Origin of the sequence: Archangium sp. Cb G35 (genome assembly GCF_001896145.1) — a bacterium.
Taxonomy (GTDB): Bacteria; Myxococcota; Myxococcia; order Myxococcales; family Myxococcaceae; genus Archangium; species Archangium violaceum.
Genome location: NZ_MPOI01000004.1, coordinates 1 through 23,953, shown reverse-complemented (window position 1 = coordinate 23,953; position 23,953 = coordinate 1). Strand labels below are relative to the sequence as shown.

At 68.7% G+C, this 23,953-nt stretch carries 22 protein-coding genes and 1 pseudogene; 8 read left to right on the top strand and 15 right to left on the bottom strand.

Features of this window, described 5'->3' with window-relative positions; translation table 11 throughout:
* Nucleotides 1–442 precede the first annotated feature (442 nt).
* The 3 genes from BO221_RS13500 (at nt 443) to BO221_RS13490 (ending at nt 2,938) form a co-directional block, all read left to right on the top strand.
* Nucleotides 443–1,063, top strand: a complete 621-nt coding sequence (locus BO221_RS13500) for a ceramidase domain-containing protein (protein WP_073560872.1) — start codon at nt 443–445, stop codon at nt 1,061–1,063.
* A 183-nt stretch (nt 1,064–1,246) separates the two neighbouring features.
* The gene (locus tag BO221_RS13495) at nt 1,247–2,686 is read left to right on the top strand and encodes a hypothetical protein (RefSeq protein WP_198956130.1); all 1,440 of its coding nucleotides are present in this window, start codon (nt 1,247–1,249) and stop codon (nt 2,684–2,686) included.
* Nucleotides 2,687–2,743: 57 nt separating this feature from the next.
* A complete protein-coding gene (locus BO221_RS13490) occupies nt 2,744–2,938 on the top strand; it encodes a hypothetical protein (RefSeq protein WP_073560871.1) in 195 nt (64 codons plus the stop codon).
* A 15-nt stretch (nt 2,939–2,953) separates the two neighbouring features.
* Here the strand turns inward: BO221_RS13490 and BO221_RS13485 are convergent, their stop codons facing one another.
* Entirely contained in the window at nt 2,954–3,949 is a 996-nt protein-coding gene (locus tag BO221_RS13485) for a hypothetical protein (protein ID WP_073560870.1), read from the bottom strand.
* Nucleotides 3,950–3,993: 44 nt separating this feature from the next.
* The gene (gene rtcA / locus BO221_RS13480; protein WP_073560869.1) at nt 3,994–5,067 is read right to left on the bottom strand and encodes an RNA 3'-terminal phosphate cyclase; all 1,074 of its coding nucleotides are present in this window, start codon (nt 5,065–5,067) and stop codon (nt 3,994–3,996) included.
* Between the two features lie 68 nt (nt 5,068–5,135).
* Between rtcA and BO221_RS13475 the strand changes: the two genes are divergently transcribed.
* Nucleotides 5,136–6,386 carry an SLC13 family permease gene (locus tag BO221_RS13475; RefSeq protein WP_073560868.1) on the top strand — a complete coding sequence of 417 codons (1,251 nt, stop codon included), beginning with the start codon at nt 5,136–5,138 and terminating at the stop codon, nt 6,384–6,386.
* A 218-nt stretch (nt 6,387–6,604) separates the two neighbouring features.
* Here the strand turns inward: BO221_RS13475 and BO221_RS13470 are convergent, their stop codons facing one another.
* From BO221_RS13470 to trpS, 7 genes are all read right to left on the bottom strand, one after another.
* Nucleotides 6,605–7,426, bottom strand: a complete 822-nt coding sequence (locus BO221_RS13470; protein ID WP_198956111.1) for a hypothetical protein — start codon at nt 7,424–7,426, stop codon at nt 6,605–6,607.
* An 82-nt stretch (nt 7,427–7,508) separates the two neighbouring features.
* Nucleotides 7,509–9,356 (bottom strand): cyclic nucleotide-binding domain-containing protein, encoded by a 1,848-nt coding sequence (locus BO221_RS13465; RefSeq protein WP_073560867.1) that lies wholly within the window; start codon nt 9,354–9,356, stop codon nt 7,509–7,511.
* 1 nt (nt 9,357) lies between these two features.
* Complete coding sequence (locus BO221_RS13460; protein ID WP_073560866.1) at nt 9,358–11,469, bottom strand: HEAT repeat domain-containing protein; 2,112 nt, start codon at nt 11,467–11,469, stop codon at nt 9,358–9,360.
* Between the two features lie 68 nt (nt 11,470–11,537).
* Complete coding sequence (locus BO221_RS13455; RefSeq protein WP_073560865.1) at nt 11,538–13,541, bottom strand: pseudouridine synthase; 2,004 nt, start codon at nt 13,539–13,541, stop codon at nt 11,538–11,540.
* A gap of 31 nt (nt 13,542–13,572) precedes the next feature.
* Nucleotides 13,573–14,565 carry an SMC-Scp complex subunit ScpB gene (gene scpB / locus BO221_RS13450; protein WP_073560864.1) on the bottom strand — a complete coding sequence of 331 codons (993 nt, stop codon included), beginning with the start codon at nt 14,563–14,565 and terminating at the stop codon, nt 13,573–13,575.
* On the bottom strand, nt 14,552–15,418 hold the full coding sequence (locus BO221_RS13445) for a ScpA family protein (protein WP_073560863.1): 867 nt from the start codon (nt 15,416–15,418) through the stop codon (nt 14,552–14,554). The genes scpB and BO221_RS13445 overlap by 14 nt, the downstream gene beginning before the upstream one ends.
* A gap of 18 nt (nt 15,419–15,436) precedes the next feature.
* Nucleotides 15,437–16,450: a tryptophan--tRNA ligase gene (trpS, locus tag BO221_RS13440; protein ID WP_073560862.1), complete on the bottom strand. Its 1,014-nt coding sequence runs from the start codon at nt 16,448–16,450 to the stop codon at nt 15,437–15,439.
* A 235-nt stretch (nt 16,451–16,685) separates the two neighbouring features.
* Between trpS and BO221_RS13435 the strand changes: the two genes are divergently transcribed.
* Nucleotides 16,686–17,852: a DUF4388 domain-containing protein gene (locus BO221_RS13435; RefSeq protein ID WP_073560861.1), complete on the top strand. Its 1,167-nt coding sequence runs from the start codon at nt 16,686–16,688 to the stop codon at nt 17,850–17,852.
* Between the two features lie 49 nt (nt 17,853–17,901).
* Here BO221_RS13435 and BO221_RS13430 read toward each other — a convergent pair whose 3' ends face one another.
* Entirely contained in the window at nt 17,902–18,504 is a 603-nt protein-coding gene (locus BO221_RS13430) for a Uma2 family endonuclease (RefSeq protein ID WP_073560860.1), read from the bottom strand.
* Nucleotides 18,505–18,723: 219 nt separating this feature from the next.
* On the opposite strand from BO221_RS13430, the gene BO221_RS13425 reads away from it, so the two are divergent.
* Nucleotides 18,724–19,392 (top strand): SRPBCC family protein, encoded by a 669-nt coding sequence (locus BO221_RS13425; RefSeq protein ID WP_073560859.1) that lies wholly within the window; start codon nt 18,724–18,726, stop codon nt 19,390–19,392.
* A 24-nt stretch (nt 19,393–19,416) separates the two neighbouring features.
* Here BO221_RS13425 and xerD read toward each other — a convergent pair whose 3' ends face one another.
* Entirely contained in the window at nt 19,417–20,370 is a 954-nt protein-coding gene (gene xerD / locus BO221_RS13420) for a site-specific tyrosine recombinase XerD (RefSeq protein ID WP_073560858.1), read from the bottom strand.
* A gap of 161 nt (nt 20,371–20,531) precedes the next feature.
* Between xerD and BO221_RS13415 the strand changes: the two genes are divergently transcribed.
* Nucleotides 20,532–20,927 carry a hypothetical protein gene (locus tag BO221_RS13415; RefSeq protein ID WP_073560857.1) on the top strand — a complete coding sequence of 132 codons (396 nt, stop codon included), beginning with the start codon at nt 20,532–20,534 and terminating at the stop codon, nt 20,925–20,927.
* A gap of 278 nt (nt 20,928–21,205) precedes the next feature.
* Here BO221_RS13415 and BO221_RS13410 read toward each other — a convergent pair whose 3' ends face one another.
* The 4 genes from BO221_RS13410 to BO221_RS13395 all read right to left on the bottom strand — a co-directional run bounded on the left by BO221_RS13410 (nt 21,206) and on the right by BO221_RS13395 (nt 23,509).
* Nucleotides 21,206–21,457 (bottom strand): ATP-dependent helicase HrpA, encoded by a 252-nt coding sequence (locus BO221_RS13410; RefSeq protein WP_233165972.1) that lies wholly within the window; start codon nt 21,455–21,457, stop codon nt 21,206–21,208.
* A gap of 87 nt (nt 21,458–21,544) precedes the next feature.
* Nucleotides 21,545–22,165 carry a hypothetical protein gene (locus BO221_RS13405; protein ID WP_073560856.1) on the bottom strand — a complete coding sequence of 207 codons (621 nt, stop codon included), beginning with the start codon at nt 22,163–22,165 and terminating at the stop codon, nt 21,545–21,547.
* A gap of 160 nt (nt 22,166–22,325) precedes the next feature.
* A complete protein-coding gene (locus BO221_RS57600) occupies nt 22,326–22,673 on the bottom strand; it encodes an SBBP repeat-containing protein (protein WP_073560855.1) in 348 nt (115 codons plus the stop codon).
* Between the two features lie 191 nt (nt 22,674–22,864).
* A complete protein-coding gene (locus BO221_RS13395) occupies nt 22,865–23,509 on the bottom strand; it encodes a LysR substrate-binding domain-containing protein (RefSeq protein WP_255408464.1) in 645 nt (214 codons plus the stop codon).
* A gap of 231 nt (nt 23,510–23,740) precedes the next feature.
* Between BO221_RS13395 and BO221_RS13390 the strand changes: the two are divergent.
* Nucleotides 23,741–23,953 (top strand): annotated as a pseudogene (locus BO221_RS13390) (hypothetical protein); the annotation flags it as partial.

Genomic DNA, 23,953 nt, shown 5'->3' with positions numbered 1-23,953 from the left:
GCGGCCCCATCCCGCTCGGGGCCCCGATGCACTTGAGGTGCTCGCCGCGGCCCCGCGGGATGCAAGGCTTTGGAATTCAATCAATAGCAAGACATTATTTGTTTGCCTGTGTTTATGCATGCAAACACAATTAATTATTAATTAAAATTAATTAAATGATTGTCTTTATTTATTTGATTTAATTTATTTTTATTTGAATTGACAAACACAAATCCAAGCAAATCACATGCAAGCAAAACACAATAATAAATCAATATCAAAACACGAAACATGATATATATTTGCAATTCTATATACATATACATCCACTACCCATCCACACAAAAGCCGCTAATGTAGGCATGACATGTTCGGACTCTTTATCGCCACGATGTCGTGAGATGTAGGCATGATGGATTCTAGAGGACCAGACCTGGCAGCACCCGAGAAGCTATGCGCCTGGGTGAACGAGCCCGCGAACGCCTGGTCCAACCTCGCCTACCTGGCCGTGGCGTTGGGGTGTGCGTGGATGTGGCGGGTCACCGGCAGCCGAGCCATGGGACACTTCGCGTGGACGACGTTGCTCGTGGGGGCACTCTCCTTCGCCTTCCACGCGACGAACAACTTCGCCACCCAGCTCCTGGACTTCGTGGGGATGTACGTACTCGCCTTCCTGCTGGTGGCGTTGAACCTACACCGCCTCGGCTGGTTGCCGCGCGAGCGGGTGGGAGCGGTCCACACCGGGCTGACCGTGGGGTGCACCCTGCTCGTGCCGGTGATGCGGCTCGCGGGAGTCCCCTACCAGCTCGTGGTGCTGGGGGCGGTGCTGGTGATCGTGGGAACCGAGATGCGCCTGTCCCGGCGGAAGGAGCCGCGCGAGTCGTACCGGGATTTCTGGCTGGCGGTGGGGCTGATGGCCGCGGCGGCGGCGTGCTCAGTGGCGGACGTGACGCGGGTGTGGTGCGACCCGGACAATCACTGGGTGCAGGGACACGCCACCTGGCATGTCCTGAGTGCGCTCGCGCTGCTGTTCACCGCGCGGCACCACGCCAAGCTGGAAGCTCAGGCGGTAGCACCCTCGTAGGAGGGCAGTAATCTGAAAATTTTCGCCGGGACCGGACTTACACGTATTCCCACGAAAACTTCTATCGGCATTGCAATCACTTTCATCCGATGGATGAAGAAGACAGGTTGATGGTGGCCGCCGCGTGGGATCGCGAGTCTGGTTTTATGTCAAAGAATCAGACCCGAATTCACGAGGTCCCTCATGCCTTCCAGCGCGCGTTGGTCGTTGCTGTTGGTCCCCGGGATGTTGTTCTTCTACATCCTCAGCGGAGCACCCCGTGAAGCAGAGGCCGCCCCGCGCGGTGGAGGTGCGTGCAAGAAGTGTCCGCCAGACGCGGGCACTCCGGACGCCGGCTCGGGCGGCTCCGATGCGGGCACTCCGGACGCGGGCACTCCGGACGCGGGCACTCCGGACGCGGGCACTCCGGATGCGGGGACCGGCACGGATGGCGGCACGACCCCGCCCACGGACTGCCTTGGCCAGCCACTGCTCGATTCACTCGGAAAGGACCACGTACTCCTCGGCGGGCAGACGGACAACGCCGTGGCCGGGCTGGCGCCGTTCGATATCCGTTACATCTACCTCGCGGGCGGCCTGTTCGACAGCGTGGAGCCGTGCAACTCGTGCAGCACGAGCTGCTCCTCCGCCGGGCAGTCCTGCTCCAACTGGAATCCCAATGGCTGTGGTTGGTGGGGGTGCTGGCAGTGGGACCAGGTTCCTCCGGGGCAGTACCTGCGTGACTACTTCCAGCAGACGATCAATCTGGGACAGATCCCGATGATCACCTATTACCAGATGCTCCACACCAGCCGTGTGGCCGAGGGCGCGCAGGAAGTGGCCGCGGCGCAGACCCTCTCCTTGATGCAACGCTATTACAATGACTGGCGTTTCGTGTTGAAGCAGATTGGTAATTCCACTGCATTGCTTCACATCGAGCCAGACTTCTGGGCGTATGCGCAGCACGTGAACCCGAATCCGCACATGATTCCGGCGGCGGTCGCCTCGGCCAATCCCACGGATTGCGCGAACGTGGAGAACACCATCGCCGGCATGGGCCGCTGCATGATCTCCATGGCCCGCAAGTACGCCCCCAACGCCAAGGTGGGCCTGCATGCCTCGGCGTGGGCCACGAAGATCGACGCCATGATGAACAGGGATCCCGCGCTCGACGTGGAGGGTGAGGCCCGCAAGGTGGCGGACTTCCTCATGGAGTGCGGGGGGGCCGCCGGGGACTTCGTCGTGGTGGAGACGAGCGACCGCGACGCCCAGTACTATCAGGTGCGTCTGGGCCGCGACAGCTGGTGGGATGCGACCAACGCCACGCTCCCCCACTTCCGTCAGGCCTTCCGGTTCGCCAAGGCGCTCTCAGAGCGGATGGGCCGGCCCAACCTCTGGTGGCAGCTCCCCGTGGGCAACATGTCCATGCCCGGCTACGACCAGCACTGGAAGGACAACCGTCTGGACTACTTCTTCGACCACCCCGAGGAGGTGGCCGCCGCCCACGGTATCGGCATGATCTTCGGCGCGGGCGAGCAGGCCCAGACGAACCCCTCCACCGACAACGGGCACCTGGTGCTGCGGACGAACAACTACTTCCTCACCGGCGGGCAGCTCGCCTGCCCCAACGTCAGCATGCCCTGAGCGCGCCCGGTGCTCGCGCTTGACATCGGCTCGCGGTCCAGGCGTGGGTAGGGCCTCATGGATGAGTCTCCGCCCTCCCCGCTGCCCTTCCCGACGAGCCTCTGTCACCGCTGCGCCGCGCCGCCGAGGTACGTGAGGACGAAGACGTCCACGTTCATCCTCTGCCCGCTGCTGCCGCAGAAGTACGCGCCCCAGCCCGTGCTCCGGTGTCCCCTCTTCCGGCCCAGGTCCCCGGAGCCGGAAGCGAAGTAGGGGCACCCGGTGTGCTCAGCCCAGGTGCTGCAGCTCGCGCGTGAGCTGAGTCTCCAGGTCCCGGATGTTGCGGTACACGAGGCAGCGGTGGCCCGCGACGTCGAACTTGAGCTCCTTGAGGTCCCGGACCAGCAGGATCGTGGGCCGTCCCCTGCCCCAGGCGTAACCAACTTCCAGGTAGACGTTGGGGTTGGCCATGGACAGGTCCGCGATGATGACCTTCGCGGTGTCGATGCGCTCCTTGATGCGCTGGATGATGGCGCCCTCGAACACGGCCTGATCCACGCGCTCGCACAGGAGCCCCGCGCCCTTCACGGGGCCCAGGATGCCGTAGTGGTAGACGTCCTCCATCTCGGTGGCGAAGGGCATGGCGACGAAGGCGTGGGGCTTGGCCATCGACTGCGCCCCGGCCGTGGCCATGGGCGGCGCCTGGACGTGCTGGCTCGTGCGCTTGACGCGGAAACCCCAACCGCTCGTCAGGGGCTCCACCCCCGGACTCTTGCCAAGTCCCCGCTCCAGCGCCGTGCGCAGCCGATCCGCGCGCTTCTGCTGTAGCTCCACCACGGTGATGCGCTCCAGCCCCTGCGGCCCGGCGCCCCGCATGAAGGCCTCGACGAGGCCTCCGACGAGCGCGAGCGCCGCCTCGTCCTCGTCCAGGCCGTAGTTGGGGCCGTGCACCGTGCAGGCGATGTGCCGGATGTCCGGGCGCGACTCGAGCGCCTTGAGCGCCCGGGCCGCGAACTGGCGGATCTCGTGGTAGCCGAACTTCCCCAGCTTCACGGTGCCGAGAAAGAGGGCCAGGGGCGCGCCAATGGCACCCCGCGTCTCGATGAAGACATGATCCCCGATGGGCACCGAGAAGCTCGCCATCGGAATGCCCACCTGGACGAGCCGCGAGGCCACGGCCTGATCCGCGCCGTAGAAGCTCTGGGCGTGCTTGAGCAGCACCACATCCGCGCGCGTGTCGGTGATGTTTCCGGCTTCCAGGACGAGATCGAGGGCAGCGCTCATCGGGAGGAACTGTGGCACGGAGGGGCCGGGCCCGCCAATGGCGCTCAGGCCGGAGCGACCTCGACCGCGCCTCCCGGCTCCACCGTGACGCGCACGGGCAGGAAGCGCTCGATGAGCCACGCGTGCGTGGTGAGGTGATCCGTCACCCGCGCCGTCGTGTAGCGCGTCGTCCCCGGAGAGGAGGCGCCCAGCTTCCCCGCCGCCAGCAGCGCCGCGGGCAGGAGGATTTGATCTCCGAGGTGCTCGTCCAATGCGCCCCCGCTCTCCATGAAGCGCGCCACCTCTTCCGCCGCCTCGCGCCCCACGTCCTCCGCCGGAAGCCCCCGCTTCCCCAGGGATGTGAAGCCGGCGATGGTGTTCTCGAACTGCGCCATGATGAACGTCACCGTGCCCACCGAGTGCGTCACCGGCAGCGGCCGGTTCTCCGCGTGGCTGTAGATGCCCCGCTCGCGCAGGGCCGCCACCGCCGCCTTGGATTGCCGCTCCGCGATGCCGAAGGGCAATCCGCCCACGAACGAGCCCACCGCGATGTCCCGCAGCGTCCCTCGGGAGGGCAGATCCACCCGGTCTGGGGGATCCCGCACCGGCTCCACCTCGGCGATGAACTCTCCCGCGCCCTGTGGGTAGAAGCCCGCGTGCACCAGGCGCAGCGCGGCGTTCAGCCCGTAGGCCTTCACCACCGGCAGCCACACGCCCACGACGTAGTGGTAGCTGGGGCTGTGCGGCAGGTGCGTTCCCCCGCGCAGGGTGAGCGAGCCGCCCCCCGCCAGCGCCAGCGGGTAGAAGAGGCACTGGAAGAGCAGCGGCGTACTGCCCGCCGTCCCCACCTCCAACACGTAGTCGCCCGGACGTACGGGTCCCGGCTCGAAGCGCAGCTCCGAGGCCCCCACCGCCGCGCCCTCGCTCCGTCCCCCGCTGATGGCTTCCGCGCCCCGCACGCAGGCGAGGTGCTGCGGCCTCAACCCCGGAGGCTGGCGGTTGGCCCTCACGTTCCTCATGTGGAAGGGCCTCCCAGTGATGAGCGACAGCGAGAGCGCCGAGCGGAGGATCTGCCCTCCCCCCTCGCCCTCGCTTCCGTCGAGCTCCACCGGTGCGTCGTGGCGGTCGGTGCCTGCCATACCCCTCTCCCCCTCCGAGAAAGTCCACCGCAGCCTAGCAGAAGGCTTTCGGGTACTGTCCGCCCGCCTTGGCCCTCGCCATCTTCCTGTTCACCTACGTCTTCATCGCCGGTATCCGCCTCCCCTTTCCCAGGTTGGATCGCCCCGGAGGCGCGCTCGTGGGCGCCGTCCTCATGGTGGTGGCCGGTGTCGTCGCCCCCTCCGAGGTCTTCAACTACAGCTCCGATCCCTCCCGGCACGCCGTGGACATGGACACGCTCGTGCTCCTGCTGGGGATGATGCTGATGGCGGACTACCTCTCGCAGGCCGCCTTCTTCCGCGCCGCCGGTGCCTGGGCGCTGAAGAAGGCCCACACGCCCCGGCTGCTGCTCGTGGCCGTGGCCTGCACCAGCGCCTTCCTCTCCGCCTTCCTCGTCAACGACACCATCTGTCTGATGCTCACCCCGCTGGTGCTCGTGGTCGTCGAGGACGCGCGCCTGCCGCCCATCCCGTACCTGCTCGCCGTCTGCATGGCCTCCAACTCGGGCTCGGTGGCCACCTTCACCGGCAACCCCCAGAACATGCTCATCCAGGGCGCCTCCGGGCTGCCCTATGCGCAATTCGTGGCCTACATGGCGCTGCCGGCCGTGCTCTCCACCGGCGTGGTCATCGCCGGGCTCCTCTTCGTCTTCCGCAAGCAGCTCTCCCACGAGCGCTTCGACACGCACCCGCCTCCGCCTCCCGTGGACCGCCCGCTGCTCGGGCTCACGCTCGCCACGCTCGTGGGTGTGGTCGCCGCCTTCTTCATCGGCCTGCCCATGAGCTGGAGCGCCCTGGCCGGCGCCGCGGTGGTGATGACGCTCTCCCGCCGCGCCCCTCCCCGCCAGGCCATCGAGCGCGTGGACTACGTCCTGCTGCTCTTCTTCGCCTGCCTCTTCGTGGTCGTCTACGGCGTCAACAAGGCTGGCTGGGCGGATGACATCTACCGCGTCTTCTCGCCCTTCATGTCCGGGCCGCCCTGGCGCGAGACGCTCGGCTTCGCCGGGCTGACGCTCGTGGCCTCCAACCTCTTCAGCAACGTGCCCTTCGTCATGCTGGCCCGCGCCTGGGTGCCCACCCTGCATGATCCCGTGCTCGGCTGGCACGTGCTGGCGCTCGGATCCACGCTGGCGGGCAATCTCACGCTGGTGGGCAGCGTGGCCAATCTCATCGTCTTCGAGGCCGCCCGCGGCAAGGCCGAGCTCAGTTTCCTCGGCTACCTGCGCGTGGGTCTTCCCATCACGCTCGTCAGCTTCGTGCTGGGGCTCGCGGTGCTCCTCGCGGAGCACGCGATCTTCTGAGCTCCCTACAAGCGCTGATCCGCGGCCATTTCCCCTCTCCCCCCGGGAGAGGGACGGGGTGAGGGTTTCGGGTGAACTCTGGTTGAACCCACTGTCCACACTGTGAGCCACGGGTTGGAGTACCGGGACAGGCACCCTCACCCTGACCCTCTCCCGAGGGGAGAGGGGATATCTTCGCTCACTTCACTGAACTGAAAACCAGGCTGAAAGCCGAGAGGTCACGGATCCGGATCCGGCAGCTCGCCGGGTGCCAGCTCGGGCTCGGTGGGCTTCGGCGGGGCCGGCAGCTCACGGCCCGTCGAGTGGACACTGTCACCCTCCTCCGGCGGCAGCGGCCCGCCCGGCTTGCGATCCGGCGGACGCAGCTCCTCCGCGAACTGCCCGGCGACCACGTCCAGCATCGCCGTCAGCTCACGGCGGAACAGCGCGGGATCCTTCCCCACCTTGAAGGGATCCAGGTGCTCGGCGCCCTCGGCCACCCGGTCCACCAGGAAGGGCCGGCGCCAGATCTCCGCCCTCCCGTTGATCTTGAACATGCGCGCATAGCCCCGCATGTACGCGCCCGCCTGCCCCTTCACGCTGCGCATTCCGTAGTCCTGGATGACGAACTCCACCACCGAGTCCGCCCCCAGCCGCGTCAGCAGGTCATAGTCCGGAGCGTTCGCCGGCACCTCCTCCACCAGGAAGCTCTCCAGCATCGTCGCCACTCGCGCCGGATCCAACGCGTCCACCCACGGCCGCTCCTCGGGGAGCTGCCGGAACGTATTCACCCGCAGGCGCTCGGAGACCTCGAAACGGGACACCGCTCCGGTCAGCTTCGCCTGCAGCCGGCGATCCGCCTCCTTCGGCTCCAGCTTCTTGAGCTTGTCCTTGTAGGCGCTGTCCTCGCGGAACACGAGGCTGTGCGGGCCCGCCTCGAGTTCGATCCGGGAGATGAACGCGGGCCGCGACACGCGATCCAGATTCGCGCCCGCGAGCCGCTGCGAAGCACAACCCCCTGTGAGCAGCACCAGCAATGCGAGGAATGAGATTCGCGCCATTCCTCACACATACAGCATTTTTCCGCTTCCACCCACCGCACGGCGTCAAGGGACGGACACTCACCCCCCGAGGGAGCAGGCTTCAGAACAGCACCAGCTCCTCGTATGGCTCCAGCGTCTCGCCAGTGACTTTCTCCTGCCCTCCGAGGAGGGCCTCGTTGCTGCGCTGGCGGGTCTCGATCAGCTCGGAGACGAGCGCGAGGATCTGCGGATGGGTGAGGATGAGGGTGTCGAAGTCCTCGCGAGGCAGCCGCAGCAGCGAGGTGTTGCGCGCGGCCTTCACGGTGGCGTTGGCGGGTGTCTTCTGCAGCAGGGACATCTCGCCGAACAGCTCGCCCTCGCGCAGCCGGGCCAGGGGCTGCTCGCCCTTGGTGACGGCCACCTCGCCGGAGAGCACCACATAGAGGCCGTCCACCTGGTGGCCCTCGTGGATGATGATGTCGCCCCGGCGCACCTCGCGAGCCCGGAAGCGCTCCACCAGCTCGCGCCGATCCTTGCGGCCGAAGGGCTGGAAGAGCGCCGAGGTGTTCACCACGTCCGACAACAATCGCTGCCGGCAGAAGCGCCTCAGTGCCTTGGCCACCTGCGGGTAGCTGCGCGAGAGGCTCGCGAGCACCGGCGCGGAGATCTCCAGCACCTGCGTCTCCTCGGAGGCGCTCACCACCGAGGCCGAGCGCGGCGCGCCCGACAACAGCGCCATCTCGCCGAAGAAGGCCCCCTCGCCCAGCTGGGCCAGCTCGCGCTGCTCGGCGCCGGACTGGCGCACGATGCTCACGCGGCCCGCGCAGATGACGTAGAAGGCATCACCCCGCGTGCCCTGCTCGATGATGCGTCCGCCCTCCGGGAAGCGGCGCAGCGGGCAACGCTCGAACAGCGCGATGAAGGCGTCACGCGGCAGGTCCGAGAAGAGCGGAATCTTCGGCAACGCCTCGTCCTGGGGGGCCGTCTCGGCGACGGGCTCCTCGGCTTCCGGCGTGCTCGTCTCCTCCACCTCGGGGGCGGACGGCACGGGCTCCGCGTGCTGCCCGGCGCCCGCGAGCGCCGCCAGCTCCACCGCGTGCAGCAACGAGTCCGCCTGCACCGCGAGTTCCGTGAAGGGCGTGCTCCCCGGCACCGGCGGCTGGAAGTCCACACCGTCCTGGGGCGTGAAGCGCTCGAGGCGCGGCGAGGCAGGGCCCACGGCCGCCACCCGGAGGGGCTGGGGCGGAGGCTCGGGAGTGGAAGGCGCGGATGGCGGCTCCGTCACGGCCGGACGCACGTCGCTCGAGCGGCGGCGCAGACCTGGAGGCGCGGACTTCGCCACGGCGGCCTGGACGGGCGCGGCTTCCGGGCTCCCCTTCTCCGCATCGCCGAGATCCAGCTCCACCTCGATGTCCGCCGCGGGCGCGGCGGGAGGCTCGGTGCCTGCCTCCTCGAAGTCCAGCTCCACCTCGAGCCCCGACAGGGACGAGGCGGCCCTGGGCTCGGGCTCGGAGTCCCCAACGGACTCGGGCTCCTCCGAGGCCAGGGCCTCGTCGACGTCCGGCGGCAGCTCGATGAAGAACGCGGACTGCTTCGCCACGGGAGGCGCTTCCAGCGGCCTGGGCGTCACCGCGCGAGCCGGGCCTCCCGTTCCGCCCCGGCGGGCGTAGAGGTTGGCGAGCATCTGCTGCACGCCCTGGTGCGACGCATCCAGCTCCAGGATGAGCTTGCTGGCGGCGATGGCTCGCGGGAGGAACCCCTCGCGGGCGAACCCCTCGGCGGCGGCCTGGTAGGAGGAGATGGCGCGGGCATTGTTGCCCACCTTCACCCAGGCATCCCCCAGCCGCACGCGCGCCTGGTAGTCCTTCGGGTCCAGCTGACAGTATTCCTCGAAGAGCTCGGCGGCCCGGGCAAAGCGTCCCTTGGTGAGGGCTTCGTTGGCTTTGTCCCTGAGCTGCCGTGGCTCCATGTCAGCGTGCCCCCTCGGCCGCGGTCGTCGTCTTGGCCAACGCCGTCACCGCTGCCTCACGGACCCGACGGTAATAGTCACTCTTGAGCGCGTCCAGTGCATCGGCCTGGGCGCCCGTGCCCATCTTCGTGAGCGCCCCCGCCGCCGCCGCCCGGATCTCCGGCAGGTCATGGTACAGGTCGCGCGCCACCACCTCGGCCGCCGTGCTGTCGCCGATCTCTCCCAGGGCGGTGAGCAGCTCGCGCCGGCCGACGCCCGAGGGCTCCTCCAGCGCCTTCACCAGCGTGGGCACCGCCTCCTTCGCCTTCAGCCGGCCCAGCAGCGTGGCGGCCAGCACCACCTCGGTGCCTCCCTCGGAGACGACCTTCTGGAGCTCGCCCACCGCGGAGGCCGGCACGCCCGTCTTCACGAGGGCATCGAGCACCACCAGCTTCTCGCCGTGGATCTGCGGCAGCAGCTCCACCAGCGCGGACCGCCCGGCCTCGCCCTGCTCGGCGAGCGCCTGGGCCAGGGCCTTCACCAGATCGCGCTCGGCCTCGAACAGGCCGTTCTTCGCGAGCGCCACGCCCTCGGGTCCCAGCCGCGTCAGGCCCACCAGGGCGGCGGTGCGCACCGTCACGCTGGAGTCGCCGGCGAAGCTCTTGAGCAGCTCCAGCGCCCCGGGCGCATTCACGGCCCCGAGCGCGCGCAGCAGCCCGGCCAGCGGCTCGAGCTTGCTCGAGTCCACGTCATCGAACAGCTCGGCGGGGGCGCGCTGCTGCACCACGGGCCGGCCCTGCTCGCGCGTCTTGGCCGCGTTGAGCGCCTTCACGCGGGCCATGAGGCTGGAGTGCTTCTCGCGCTTCGCCGCACGGTCGCCGCCACTCTCCGGCTGGGAGGGATCGAAGCCCGGCCCATAACTCTCGGGGAGCTTCTGGGTGACCCAGTCCTGGCGGAGCACCTGCGCGGACGCGAGCTCCTGCTCGAAGGCCTTCTGCAGCACGGGGGCGGCGGAGGCATCCCCGATGGCCGCGGCCGCGTCCACGGCGAGCGCACGCAACGTGGCATCGCCCTGGGCGATGTAGGGCAGCACCTTGGGGAGCAGGTCCTTGGCCGCGGGGCCGAGGCCGATCACCACCTGCAACCCGCCGGCGGCGGTGGAGGGGCGCGACAGACGCTCGACGATGGGATCCACGGGGCAGCCGCCGCGCTCGCGCATGGCCCGGGCAACGGGGATGGCCTCACGGGTCCCGGCATCGAGCGCGATGGCGCACAGCGCCGCATCCGTCTGGGGCTGGCGCGGCATGTCGAGCAGGGCGTCGATGGCCAGGGGGCTCACGGAGCTCTTCTCCACCGCCACGGCCTGCAGCCGGGGAATGGCCTGGGGCTCCTGCAGCCGCGTGAGGGCGGTGATGGCCGACTCGCGCAGCTCGGGGAAGCTCTCGTCCAGCAGGGGCAGGATGGCGGGCACGGCGCGCTTGTCGCCCAGGTCCCCCAGGCCGCGCACCGCGGCGGCGGCGAGAATGACCTGGCTGCCGCGCACCAGGGGCACCAACCGGGTGAAGGCATCGGGACGGCCGCTCTTGCCCAGCTCCTCGGCGGCGCCCACGCGCTCGGGCAGCGACCCCTCGTTGATGGCCAGGAGGTTGCGCTCCCAGATGGCCTTGGACTCGGCGGCGACGACCTCGGCCATGGCGCCGGGCACGTTGGCCTGCTTGAGGGCCTGGACGATCACCTGGCGCGTCTGACGGCCGCGGCGGCCGTACTGCAGCGTGAGATAGGCCTTGGCCTTGTCGTTCTTCACCTGCGCCAGGGCCATGGCCGCCTGGCCCTGCACGTCCACGTCGGAGTCCTCGAGCAGCTCGCCGAGCAGATCCACCACGCGGGGATCCTGGCTCTTGCCGAGCGCGGAGGCAGCCTCGCCGCGGACGATGGAGGCCATGTCCTTGGCGGCACGGGTGAAGAGGGCCAGATCATCGGCACGGGCGTCCTCGGCCAGCTTCTTCACGGCGAGGGCCCTCACCTCGGGGCGAGGGCTCTGCAGATCCGCGAGAAGCTGATCCCGGCTTCCACTGCACCCGGCGGTGGAGAGAAGGGACAGGACGACAAGGAAGGAGCGCACGCCGGTTCGCATCGTTCTCCGGGGAGGGAAAGCGTGAGACGCCGGCGGTTATATCAGCGGTGCGTGCGACCGCCCACGACTCAGCGGCCCTTGCGAGGGCCCCCTCGGCCCCTGGGCGCCCCAGCGCCGCGAGGACCCCCGGCGCCGCGAGGACCACCGGCGCCCCGAGGAGCCCGGGAGTTCCAATCGGACGTGGGCCCCTGCTTCTTCTCGCGCCAGTTCACGAAGGGCTTCGAGCCCTCGCCCGTCTCCTCGCCTCCCGGACGTGCCGCACCGCGGCGGGCCGGGCCACCCGCGCCCGCTCCGAACGGCTTGCGCGCGGGGCGCTCACCACGCTCCTCGTCCCGAGGCGCCCACTCGCGACGCTCTGGACGGGGGCCACGCGAGGGAACCCGGCGCTCGGCGCTCGGATTCGACGAGAAGGGGCTGCTGCGCTCCGAACGTCCACCCGCGCCCGCGCCAAACGGCTTGCGCGCAGGACGCTCACCGCGCTCCTCACCCCGAGGCGACCACTCACGGCGCTCCGGACGGCCACCGGCGTCCTCTCCGAAGGACTTCCGGGCGGGACGGGCACCGGCGCCCGCGCCAAACGGCTTGCGCGCAGGACGCTCACCGCGCTCCTCACCACCCCGAGGCGACCACTCGCGGCGCTCCGGACGGCCACCGGCRCCCTCGCCGAAGGACTTCCGGGCGGGACGGGCACCGGCGCCCGCGCCAAACGGCTTGCGCGCAGGACGCTCGCCGCGCTCCTCACCGCCGCGAGGCGACCACTCACGGCGCTCCGGACGGCCACCGGCACCCTCGCCGAAGGACTTCCGGGCAGGACGGGCACCGGCGCCCGCGCCAAACGGCTTGCGAGCAGGACGCTCGCCGCGCTCCTCACCACCCCGAGGCGACCACTCACGGCGCTCCGGACGGCCACCGGCGCCCGCTCCGAACGACTTGCGCTCCGGACGGCCACCGCGCTCGCCACGCTCCTCACGCTCGGGACGGCTGCTCGGAGTCTCCTCGACCTCGTCCTCGCCGGGAGTCCACGTCCCGCGGCGCTCGGCACGGCCCGCCGCGCCACGGAACGCCGGACGGGAACCGCCCTCGCCACGCGGGGCGAACGTCTTGCGCTCGGGAGCACCCGCCGCCGCTCGCGCCGGACGCTCCGCCTTCACACCCTTGCGCTCGGGACGCTCCGTCCGGGCGGCAGCCCCTCGCGGCGCGGGCTTCTTCGCCGCCGCACGCGACTTGGCGGGCGCGGGAGGCGCCTCGTCACCGAAATCATCATCGTCCAGGTCCGCCGCCTCGAAGCCCGGGGCCGAACGCCCGTGGCGCCGCGGCGGCAGCCTCAGCTCTCGCTCCGGAGGCGTGGCCTTCCCGTCGGCCACCTCCTGCAGCATGCGCACCTGGTTCTCCGACAGCGGCTTCATCTCGCCCGGGCGCAGGCCCTCGACGGTGATGCCCGCGTAGGAGGGCCGGTACAGCCGCACCACCGGGGCCCCCACCGCGGCGCACAGCCGCTTGATGAGGTGCGGGCGGCCCTCGGCCACCACAATCTTCAGCCAGGTGTTGCGCTCGGCCTGCTCGAAGACGTCCACGGACAGCGGCGTGGCCATGCCGTCCTCCAGCCGCACGCCGCCGCGCAGCTTCTCCAGCGTGGCCGCGTCCGGCGAGCCCTTCACCTTCGCCAGGTACGTGCGCGGCACCTGGAAGCTCGGGTGCGTCAGCTTGTGCGCCAGCGCCCCGTCGTCCGTGACGAGCAGCGCCCCCTCGGCGTCGTAGTCCAGCCGGCCCACCGGGAAGAGCCGCTTGCCGGTCTCCTCGATGTAGTTGGCCACCGTGGGCCGCCCCTGCGGATCCGAGAGCGTCGTCACGACGCCCACCGGCTTGTACAGCAGGTAGTAGGTGGACTCCTCCGGCGGCGAGACGAGCTTGCCGTCCACCGTCACCAGGTCTCCCGGGGACACCTTGGAGCCCAGCTCGGTCACCTTCTGGTTGTTCACCGTGACGCGGCCGTCGGTGATGAGCTCTTCCGCGTGCCGCCGAGAGGCCACGCCCGCGCGGGCCAGGTACTTCTGCAAACGTTCAGACGCCATTTCCGCCACCTTCCACTTCTTGGCCCCCCCGTCAAGCGGGCTCTGGCCCCTTTTCACCCTCGGGGGGGGCCTCGGGGGGTGGTGGGGGGGTCGGGTTCAGGACGCTGGAGGCGGCCTTCTGCGTCTTGTCCGCGGCGTCCATGGCCTGCTCCAGCTCCTCGAGCGCGGCCTCCGACGCCGCCACGCTCTTGTCCATGCGCTTCTGGAAGTCCGGATCCGCCAGCAGCTCCACGGTGCCGGCGGCGGCCGGAGCCGAGGGCCGCTCCTTCTCCACGATCTCCTGGTGCTCCTGCGTCAGCTCGTGGAACTCGCGCAGCGTGGGCAGGGCGGACAGGTCCTTCAGGGCGAAGAACTCGAGGAACTCGCGGGTCGTCCCGTACAGCATGGGCCGGCCCACCTCCTCCTTCTTGCCGAGGATCTTGATCAGCTTGCGATCCAGCAGCGCCTTGATGACGGCGCCGCAGTCCACGCCGCGGATGTCCTCGATCTCCGGGCGGGTGACGGGCTGGCGGTAGGCGATGATGGCCAGCGTCTCCACGGCGGCGCGGGTGAGGCGCTGGGGCTTCACGCGCAGGTAGCGCCGCACGTACTCGCCCGAGTGCGGATCCGTGCGGAACTGCCAGCCGCCGGACACCTCGTACAGGACGATCCCGCTGATGCCGTCCCGGTGGACGCCGGAGATGAGGTTGAGCGCCTCCTGGATCTTCTCGCGATCGATGCCCGTGGCCTCGAAGAGCTGATCCAGATCCAACGGCTTCTCGGCCACGAAGAGCACGCTCTCCACGACGGTGCGGATGCGCTCCGGAGAGAGGTTGCGGCTCTTGACGACGAGCTTCTCGAAGGACGACTGGAGGTCGGGGACCTCGTCGGCCTCGATCGTCGCGACCTCGGAGTCCTCCAGCTCGTCCTCGTCACCGGGGCCGGTGACGGCGGCGATCTCCTCCTCGGTGAAGGGGCTGGGGCCGCCGGAGGAGCGCGGGGGCTTGCCTCCGGTGTCCTCGGGACCGTTGTTACCGGTACTCACTCTCATCCACCTCCGTGGGGACCAGCCGCTCCAGGGCATCCCCGTTGGGCGTGAGCAGGATGTCCGCCAGGGGGGCTTCCTGGCTCACCTTGAGCAACCGCCGCTTCACCATCTCCAGGATGGCCAGGAAGGTGATCACCAGCTCCTGACGCGTACGATGCTCATCGAACAGACTCTCGAAGGTACACGCTCCCTGGGCCTTCAGGCGCTCGGCGATGCGCATGATGGCCTCGGAGATGCTCACCTTCTCGCGCACCACCTCGTGCTGCAGCTTGGGCGTCAGACGCTCCAGCACCCGGTCGAGCGCTTCGATCAACTTGAGGACGGAGAACTCCTGCAGGCCCACCTCCTCCTCGGGGATGGGCACGGCCTCCACGGGCACCCGGCGCGGGAAGACGTCGCGATCCAGGATGTCCTGCCTGGCGAGCTGCTCGGCGGCGTCCTTGTACTTCTGGTACTCGAGCAGGCGGCGCACCAGCTCGGCGCGCGGATCTCCGGCGTCCTCCTGCTGCAGCTCGGCGACCGCGTCCGCCGTCTGCTCGGCGGTGTCCTGGCGCGGCAGGAGCATGCGGCTCTTGAGGTGCGCCAGCGTGGCGGCCATCACCAGGAACTCGCCGGCGATGTCGAGGTTGATCTCCCGCATCCGCTCCAGGTGCTCGAGGTACTTCTCGGTGATGAGCGCCAGGGGGATGTCGAAGATGTCGAGCCGGTGCTCCTTGATGAGGTGGAGCAGCAGGTCGAGCGGTCCCTCGAAATTGGGCAAGGCGACGCGGAACGCGTCGCCCGGACTGCGGGGCACGTCTGCCTCGAGGGTCTCCTCGGTGGGAGGGGCGCTGCGACGGCCTGCGCTCACCAGACGTCCTTCACGCGCTCAGGGAACGCCCACGGCGCGGCGGATCCGCTGCATGAGCTGGGAGGCCTCGGCCCGGGCGCGCTCGGCGCCATCCTGGAGGATGCGCTCGAGCTCGGCGGGATCGCGCTTGAGCTCGTCATAGCGCTTGCGTGCCGGACCGAAGGTGTCGTGGTAGGCCTCGAGGAGCAGCTTCTTGTACTCGCCGTAGCCCTTGCCACCGGCGCGCCAGGAGGCATCCACCTCCGGGAAGCGCTGCTCGGGCAGCATGAGCTTGAGCAGATCGTACAAGGGAGCGTTCTCGGTGGGCTTGGGTGCCTCGACGGGCGTGGAGTCCGTCTTGATGCCCATGATGCGCTTCTTGATCTCCTTCTCTTCTCCGAAGAGCTCGATGGTGTTGCCGTAGGACTTGGACATCTTCTGTCCGTCCACGCCCGGCACCGTGGCGGTGCTCTCCTGGACGCGGGCCGCGGGCAGCTTGAGGATGCCGGGGGCGTGACCCTTCTCCTTGCCCTCGGGGTCCTGCGGGTCGTAGCCGGGCACGTAGGTGAGGTTGAACTTCACCGCCCAGTCACGAGCGAACTCGATGTGCTGGATCTGATCCTTGCCCACCGGCACGTAGTCCGGGCTGTAGAGCAGGATGTCCGCGGCCATCAGCACCGGGTAGGCGAAGAGGCCGAAGTCCGGGCTGATACCCTTGGCGATCTTGTCCTTGTAGCTGTGGGCGCGCTCGAGGTGGGCGTGCGGCACCACGGTGCCGAGGATCCAGTAGAGCTCGAGCACCTCGCGCACGTCGCTCTGCCGGAAGAGGACGGCCTTCTTCGGATCCAGGCCGAGCGACACGTAGGCCATGGCGGCGTCGCGCGTCAGCTCGTCGGCGAGCTTGGGCTCACGCACGGTGGTGAGCGCGTGCAGGTTGGCGATGAAGAAGTAGGCCTGGCCCTCGTCCTGGAGCTGCACGAACTGACGGATGGCGCCGTAGTAGTTGCCGATGTGCAACCGGCCCGACGACTGGACTCCCGAGAGGATCCGCATGACTCCCACGCCTATACACGAAAGGGGTGACAGCCCTGGTTCGCACACCCAGGGCGACCCTGCAACTTTCCTGCGAGCGCGCCACGGCAATTGAACCCGGCCGCCCGCTCCCCGAGCAGACCGACTACTGGGAACTTCTCGGCAGCCGGGTCAAAGGACTGTGAAATCAAAGGGTTGCCGAGGGTGACGGGCTTCGTTACCCTGCCGTTCCCCCAGCGAGAAGGAAGTCGTCGACATGGATCGGTTCAAGGGGAATCTGGCCAGCTACCGGCTGCAGCTGTTGATGCCCGCGTTCTTCGAGGCACCAGCCGTGGACGGGATGCTGCGCGTGGAGCGCGGCGCGGTGCGCCGGCACTTCTTCTTCCAGCGCGGCTACCTGGTGGGCGAGAGCTCCAGCGAGGCGACGGAGCACCTGGGGCAGATGCTGGCGCGGCTGCGGATCCTGGACGCGGAGCGGGCGGCGGTGGCCTTCGAGGCGGCGGAGACGGCGGGCGTGCCCTTTGGCACCTTCGTGGTGGAACGGGGCCTGGTGGCGAGGGCGCGGCTGCTGGAGGCGATGGAGCACAAGGCGCGCGAGGCGCTCTTCGACTGCTACGGGTGGGAGTCCGGCGAGGTGGAGTTCCGTCCGGGGCTGCCGCCGCTGGGGCGGGCGGTGGAGCTTCAGCTGGGCCTGAAGGAGCTGCACCGGGACGCGCTGACGCGGCTGCTCGAGTGGAAGGTGTTCTGGAATCTCTTCCCGGGGCCGGCGACGACGTTCGGGGTGTACCGGGAGTTCGCGGTGGAGACGGTGTCGGCGGCGGAGGAGCAGCTGCTGCAGCTGGCCGAGAACGGGGCGACGCTGAGCGAGTTGCTGGCGGCGTCGCCGGAGGGCCCACTGCATGGGGCGCGCTGGGTGCTGCGCCTGTACCGGCGCGGGGCGCTGACGCCGCGCAAGCCGAGGGGCCCGAAGGTGGGCGAGGCGACGGAGCTGGCGGATCTGCTGACGCTGGCGCGAGGCCTGGTGGACGGGGGCCGGTACGAGGAGGCGGTGGCGGTGGCGGCGCAGGTGTTGGAGCGGGCGCCGGTGCCGGAGGCGCACACGCTGTACCGGGAGGCGGAGGTGCGGTTGACGGTGGCGCTGGCGGAGGAGGTGCTGGCGCTGGACGGGCGGCTGTACTTCGAGCCGTTGCCGCGCCCTGCCCCGCCGTCGCTGACGGCGGACGACCTGTACCTGTACACGAAGCTGAGGAGCAGCCGGACGGTGCGCGAGGCGTTGCGGAACACGGCCATGGGTGAGCTGGCGGCGTACCGGGCGCTGAAGCGGCTGATGGAAGCGGGCGTCGCGAAGCTGATGCCGGACACCGGGGCCCCGAGGAAGCGCGCGAAGACGGAGCCATTCGGCATCCCCATCATCGTGCGCTGAGACCCCCCAGACGAAGCCGTGCGATGTCCCCTCTCCCCTCGGGAGAGGGCTAGGGTGAGGGTATCTGGGCCCGTGTTGTGCTGGCCCGTGGCCACCACAGCGAGCCCAGCATCAACCGGAGCATGTCAAACGGCTCTGCCATGACCTCTCCGTCCCCGCTGTGCTGGCCAACGTGTAACCAGTCCCTCTCCTGCCGACGGTAGATCTCCAGACTGCGAACCGACGGGTCAATGAGCCAGACATGGCTCACACCCTCGCGGTGGTAGAGCGGGAGTTTACGTTTCCTGTCGACCCGCTCGGTCGAGGGCGAGAGCACCTCGCACACCCAATCTGGAGCCACGGTGGAGAACGGCTCGTCCATGAAGGGCGGGACGGGCATTCGATCGCGACGCCACCCCGCGAGGTCCGGCACCAGGACATCCCTCCCGAGATGGAGCTCCGGCTCATGGAGGATCCACCACCCACCGCCCAGTCCACGCTGTCCCAGATCGGAAACAGGGCCCAACAGCACGCCCAGGGCCCAGGCCACCCGCGCATGAGGCATGGCCGGGCGCGGAGAAGCCACCAGTTCGTCCTCCAACAACTCCCCGACCCACCCGACCGGCAGCGCCTCGATGTCCTCATACGTGGCCGGCTTCTTCCCCTTCCCCATCTCCGCACCCCCTACCTTTGTGGTCAGAACCCGCGAGGCAGCGCACCGCTTCCTCGTCTTGAGCCATCGTACACCGGACTCTGACTTCTCCGGTAGGGTTCTCCGCACGGCAGGGTCGAGACGATCCGCGAGGAGTCCACACTCCCGGACTCTTGCGAGTGCTCAGCACATTCCCCTATGACCCGCCCGCCTTCTCACCCGTCAGGAAAGCTCTCCCCAATGCTCAAGAAAATCCTCCTCGGTGTCGTCGGCATCATCGTGGCGCTGTGCGGCGTCATCGCCATGCAGCCGGCCACCTACACCGTGCAGCGCAGCGCGACGTTCAAGGCGGCGCCGGACATCACGTTCGCGCTGGTGAACGACTTCCACAACTGGGGTGGGTGGTCGCCCTGGGACAAGCTGGACCCGAACCAGAAGACGACCTTCGAGGGCGCGGCCACGGGCGTGGGCGCGAAGTACGGCTGGTCTGGCAATGACCAGGTGGGCGAGGGCCGGATGGAGATCGAGGAGAGCAAGAGCAACGAGCTCGTCCGCATCAAGCTGGAGTTCATCCGGCCGTTCGCGTCCACCAGCCCGACCACCTTCACCTTCAGCCCGGCGGCCGAGGGCGTGACGGTGACGTGGAAGATGGACGGCACCAACGACTTCATGGGCAAGGCCTTCAGCCTGTTCGTGAACATGGATGCCATGCTCGGGGCGGACTTCGACAAGGGCCTGGCGGCCATGGGCAAGATCGCCGAGGCCGAGACGCAGAAGCGCGCCGAGGCGGAGGCCGCCGCGAAGCTGGCGGCCGAGAAGGCGGCGGCCGAGGCCGCGGCTGCTGCCGCTCCGGTCGAGGGCCAGCCGGCTCCCGCGGGCGGCCAGACCGTGGCGGCGCCCACGCCGTGATGACGTGAGGTGACGGGTGGGGGTCTACGTGCCCCCTGCCCTCTTCCTCGCCACGCGGCCGCCCAGGGCCCCTCCCCGCCCGCGCACGTCGTCTCCGCGCGGGTGGGCGTTGTCGTAGACGGCCCGCAGCCGCGCGCTGTTCACGTGCGTGTAGATCTGCGTGGTGGCCAGGTCCGCGTGGCCCAGCATGGCCTGCACCGCACGCAAGTCCGCGCCGCGCTCCACCAGATGCGTGGCGAACGAGTGCCGCAGCTTGTGCGGCGACAGCGGCTTGCGGATGCCCGCCTTGAGCGCGTAACGCTTGAGCAGCTTCCAGAAGCCCTGACGGGTGAAACCATCCCCGCGCGGCGTGACGAAGAGCGCCTTGGACTCGCGCTCGCCCAGCAGCAACTGCCGGGGCCCCGCGAGGTACGTGCGCACCTTCTCCGCCGCGATGGTGCCCACCGGGACGATGCGCTCTTTGGCGCCCTTGCCCTTGGCCACCAGGTAGCCGGCGCCCAGCTGGATGTCGTTGATGCCCAGGCCCACCAGCTCGCTCACGCGCAGACCGGTGGCGTACAGCACCTCGAGCATGGCCTTGTCCCGCATGCCCGCAGGCGTGCCCTCGTCCGGAGCGGCGAGCAACTGCTCCACCTCCTCCAGCGTGAGGAAGATGGGCAGCTTGCGAGCGGAGCGCGGGGTGTCGATGTCCTCGGTGGGATCCTTCTCCACGTACTTCTCGGCCACGAGGAAGCGGTGGAAGCCGCGGATGGCCGCGAGGTGCCGTGCCTGGCTGCGGCGGGAGAGCCGGCGCATGTTGAGCGTCGTCAGGTGGCCGGTGATGTCGTCCTGCTGCACGCGCACCACGTCGGTGATGCCCTTGCGCTTCAAGTCCGCGAAGTACACCGCCAGATCCGCGGCATAGGCATCCACCGTCTTGCCGGACAGGCCGCGCTCGGCGCGGATGAAGGCGATGAACGCGTCGAGGTACCCTTCCATCGTCCGTGCAGGCTACCCCAGTGGGGGACGCGGGCAATCTTCCGCGCTGGAAGTCCGGGGGAAGCGTATGCAGGGGCATGTCAGACTGACACAACGCCCCCAGCACCACCGCCAACGCGTCACGATCTCGCCTCCGCCCCTCTATACGAATGGAGGCCACCATGAAACATCTCCATCTGGAGCTCGAGACTCCGTACCAGGTGACGCCGCTTCCGCTCTCGAATGGGCAGGCAGTCCACCGCATTACGATCTCCGCCGACGAGGGCTCGGCGAGGGTGACGCTGGATCCGAACATCTGCCAACTCGATCACTTCGGCGACACGACCGCCTGCACGAGGATCGCCACTCGCTTCTTCGATGCGAAGCTCTCGCTGCTCGAGGTGCGCGATGGCAAACGGCTGTTCGCAATCGAGCCGCAGGACACCGAGCAGCCCTCGCTGCAACTCGTGCTGCATCCGGAGCGGCACTGCCCCGCCGCGTCCGCCCGCCTGCTCGTGCTCGACATGGCGGGCGCGATCAAGGCCGTAGTCGCGCTCGAGCAACTCCCGCATACATGAGACCACGGCCGAGCAGCACAGGGTGGCAATGAGTTCACCCCCAAGACGAGCCGAGCTTCCTCGTTGGGAGCAGGCTCGGCTCAGAGCGCCGGGCAACCTCTGATGAAGCAGGGCTGGAGCCGAGGGGTCGAGGAGGGCTGCTGACGAGTGCCACGAGGGCTGTGCGCCGGGCCGGTGGAGAGGCGGTGCAGCCCCATGGGGCACACGCCGGCCCAGTGGCCTCCCCAGGGGGAGGCAGCAGGGGCGTGGGCGTCTTTGGCACCGTGACTGCTCGAGGCTCAACACCACGCGTGCTGGGGTGGCCCCTGCGCTGCAGCCAGCTGAGCAGGCCGCGTGGGCAGTGACAGGTGCTCCAGAATGGCGCGCACTGCGTTGGGGGCCGTCAGGTACGCCAACACCCGGCGCCTGCCTCCACACCAGGCACAGGTGAAGACATCCAACGCGAACGTCCTGCGCAGCAGCTTCGCCCAGTCCACTCGCGGCATCCGCTCCTTCTTCGGCTCCTTCCTGACCGCTGCCTCAGGTGCCACGCCCGCCCCCTCCTCACCTGCTTGGGGGAGCGCATGGGAGAATGGGAGGCCCGTGGAAGGTTGATGGAAGGGGAGCCGGCACGGGGCTCAGAAGGTACCGGCCAGGCCGAGGCTCGCGCCGCGCGGGGTGAGGCTCACCACGGGCTGGACGCGCGTGGGGGGGTCTCCCTTCTCGGTGGACTCGTACCCGATGATGGCGCCGAGCAGCATGAGGGGAGGCGCGAAGTAGATGCTCAAGACGCTGGTGGGGGGAGCCCCTGCGGCGACGCTGAGGAGCATGCCCGCAGCGCCGCCCAGGAGCATTCCCACGACCGTACCGCGCAGACTCGCCTGGCCTTTCAGGAGTTGACCGCCCCAGTAGGTCCCCAGCGCGATCCCGGTGCCAGTGAGCACGAGCATGGGGAGGGCTTCGGCGTTCGAAAACAGGGTGGGGAAGTAACCCAGCACGAGCCCCGTGGCCCCGAGCAACACGCCGCCCCCGAACTCCGCCAGGATGCGGACGCCCTGATAGGGGCGCTGGGGTTCCTCCATCAACCGCGGGGGCGAGCGCTCACCGCTGCCCGGTAGAGGGGCGTCGGTGGAGTGCTCGGGCTGCACGGTGGGGTCATCGGGCGAGGCAGGGGGGGCCTCCTGCGCGAAGCCCACGCCGGGGGAGATCAGCAGCAGGATGAGCAGCAGGGGCAGTGGGGAGGCGGAGGCGGGGTTCATGGTCTCACCATAACAACAGCCTGCGCTCCAGCCGCATCCCAGGCTGAGCTCGTTGTGCCCGGTGGACTCGCGCTCCGCATCCCAGCGGGCCGGAGGAGTGGAGGCGCAAGCTGAGCTGCTTGGCCCCCATGAACCCGGTCCTCATCCGTGCTTCAACGACTCAAGGCCCTGTGAACTTGGTAATGAATGCGTCATAGCCGCCACTGTAGCCATAAACAGTCGTCGGAAAGTCGCTGGAGAGCGTGCGGCCTGACACATAGACGTTCAGCGAAGAGTCCAGCGCGATCCCTCCCGCGGAGTCCGCAGCGCTTCCACCCAGATAGCTCGAGTACCAGAACGCTCCACCGGATGGACTCACCTGGGTGACGAAGGTATCGGGAATCCCACGGTTGATGGATTGGAACGCAGAGGAGGTGACGGGGAAGTTGGACGAACTCGTATAAGCCAGTTGAAGAAAGTTTACGCCTCCCCAGAGCCAAAAGGCCCAGTCACCTACCGCGCACCCCATGGAAGCGCGGCCTGGGCAGTCGTATACCTCAAGGGGCTGCGCGGCCTGTCCACCTGCTTGGCTCACTGCTCGGGCGGCCCCTGTCAGCGGTCCTCCTCGGCACCTGCGCTCCAGCCCTCACCCTCAACATGGCCTCTATCCCGCCTATACGCATACGCATCGAGGGCGGCTGAATCATGGATGCGCGGCGACTAGGTGCCGCGATAGCGCAGCGCCTCGACAATGACTCTGAAAGCGGCCGTCGGCTGCCTGCGGCTGGGGTAATAGAGATGGTAGCCGGGGAAGCGCTGCGAGTAGTCGGCCAAGACCTCCACGAGGTCCCCGCGATCCAGCAGGGGTTGGACCAGGGCATCCGGCAGCTGAGCCAATCCGAAGCCGTCCAGCGCAGCTTCCAGGATCGGATTGATGCTGTTGAAGACGAGCTGGCCTTCCACGCGGACGCGCAGTTCCTGGGCGCCCTTCTTATATCCCCACGGAGGAAGTCCTCCATAGGTCGGCAGGTGAAGCTTGATACAGCGATGTGCCGTCAGATCCTGGGGAGTTTCTGGGCGCTTGCGCCCGCCGAGATACCGCGGCGAGGCGACCGTCACGCCGCGCATCTCCGGTCCGATGGGCACCGCGATCATGTCCTTGGCGATGAGCCCTCCCGAGCGGACGCCGGCGTCGTACCTCTCCGCGACGATGTCGGTCAGAGCATAGTCCATGGTGATCTCCAGGTTGATGTCTGGATAATCCGGCAGCACCTTGCGTAGCGCCGGCCAGAGCACCGTCCGGATGGCGTGCTCGTCAGAGGTGAGCCTGACCGTGCCGACGGGCTTTTCGCGAAGCTCTCTCAGTTCGAGTTTCGCAGTTTGTGGCGGACTGGAGGGGCGAGCGGCGGATGCGCTGGTGGGCTGAGTAGCCCTCGCGCCCAGTGACGCCTTCCAGCTTGCCTGAAGATGGCGCAGGGAAGCGGAGGTGGAGCGGGCATCGGCAGGACATTAGAGGTCATGCTGGAGGAGATGATGGGAGAGGTGGGCTGCTGGAGCCAGGGGCAGACACCGCCTCAGCCCAACAGGAGGCCCGCCATGATGCTGCCCGACATGTTCCTGCAACTCGTCCTGCAAATGGGCGCCAGTATGACGACGCCGACGCTCAACTCGTTGGCGACGGTGGTGAAGGGGTGGCTGTTCGCCGGCAGGCACACCCTCACCGGGGTGCTGGTAGCGGTAGGTGCCGGTGGCCCCAAGCACCATTCGGCCTACTACCGGCTGTTCGCCGCGGCCCGCTGGAGCCTGGAC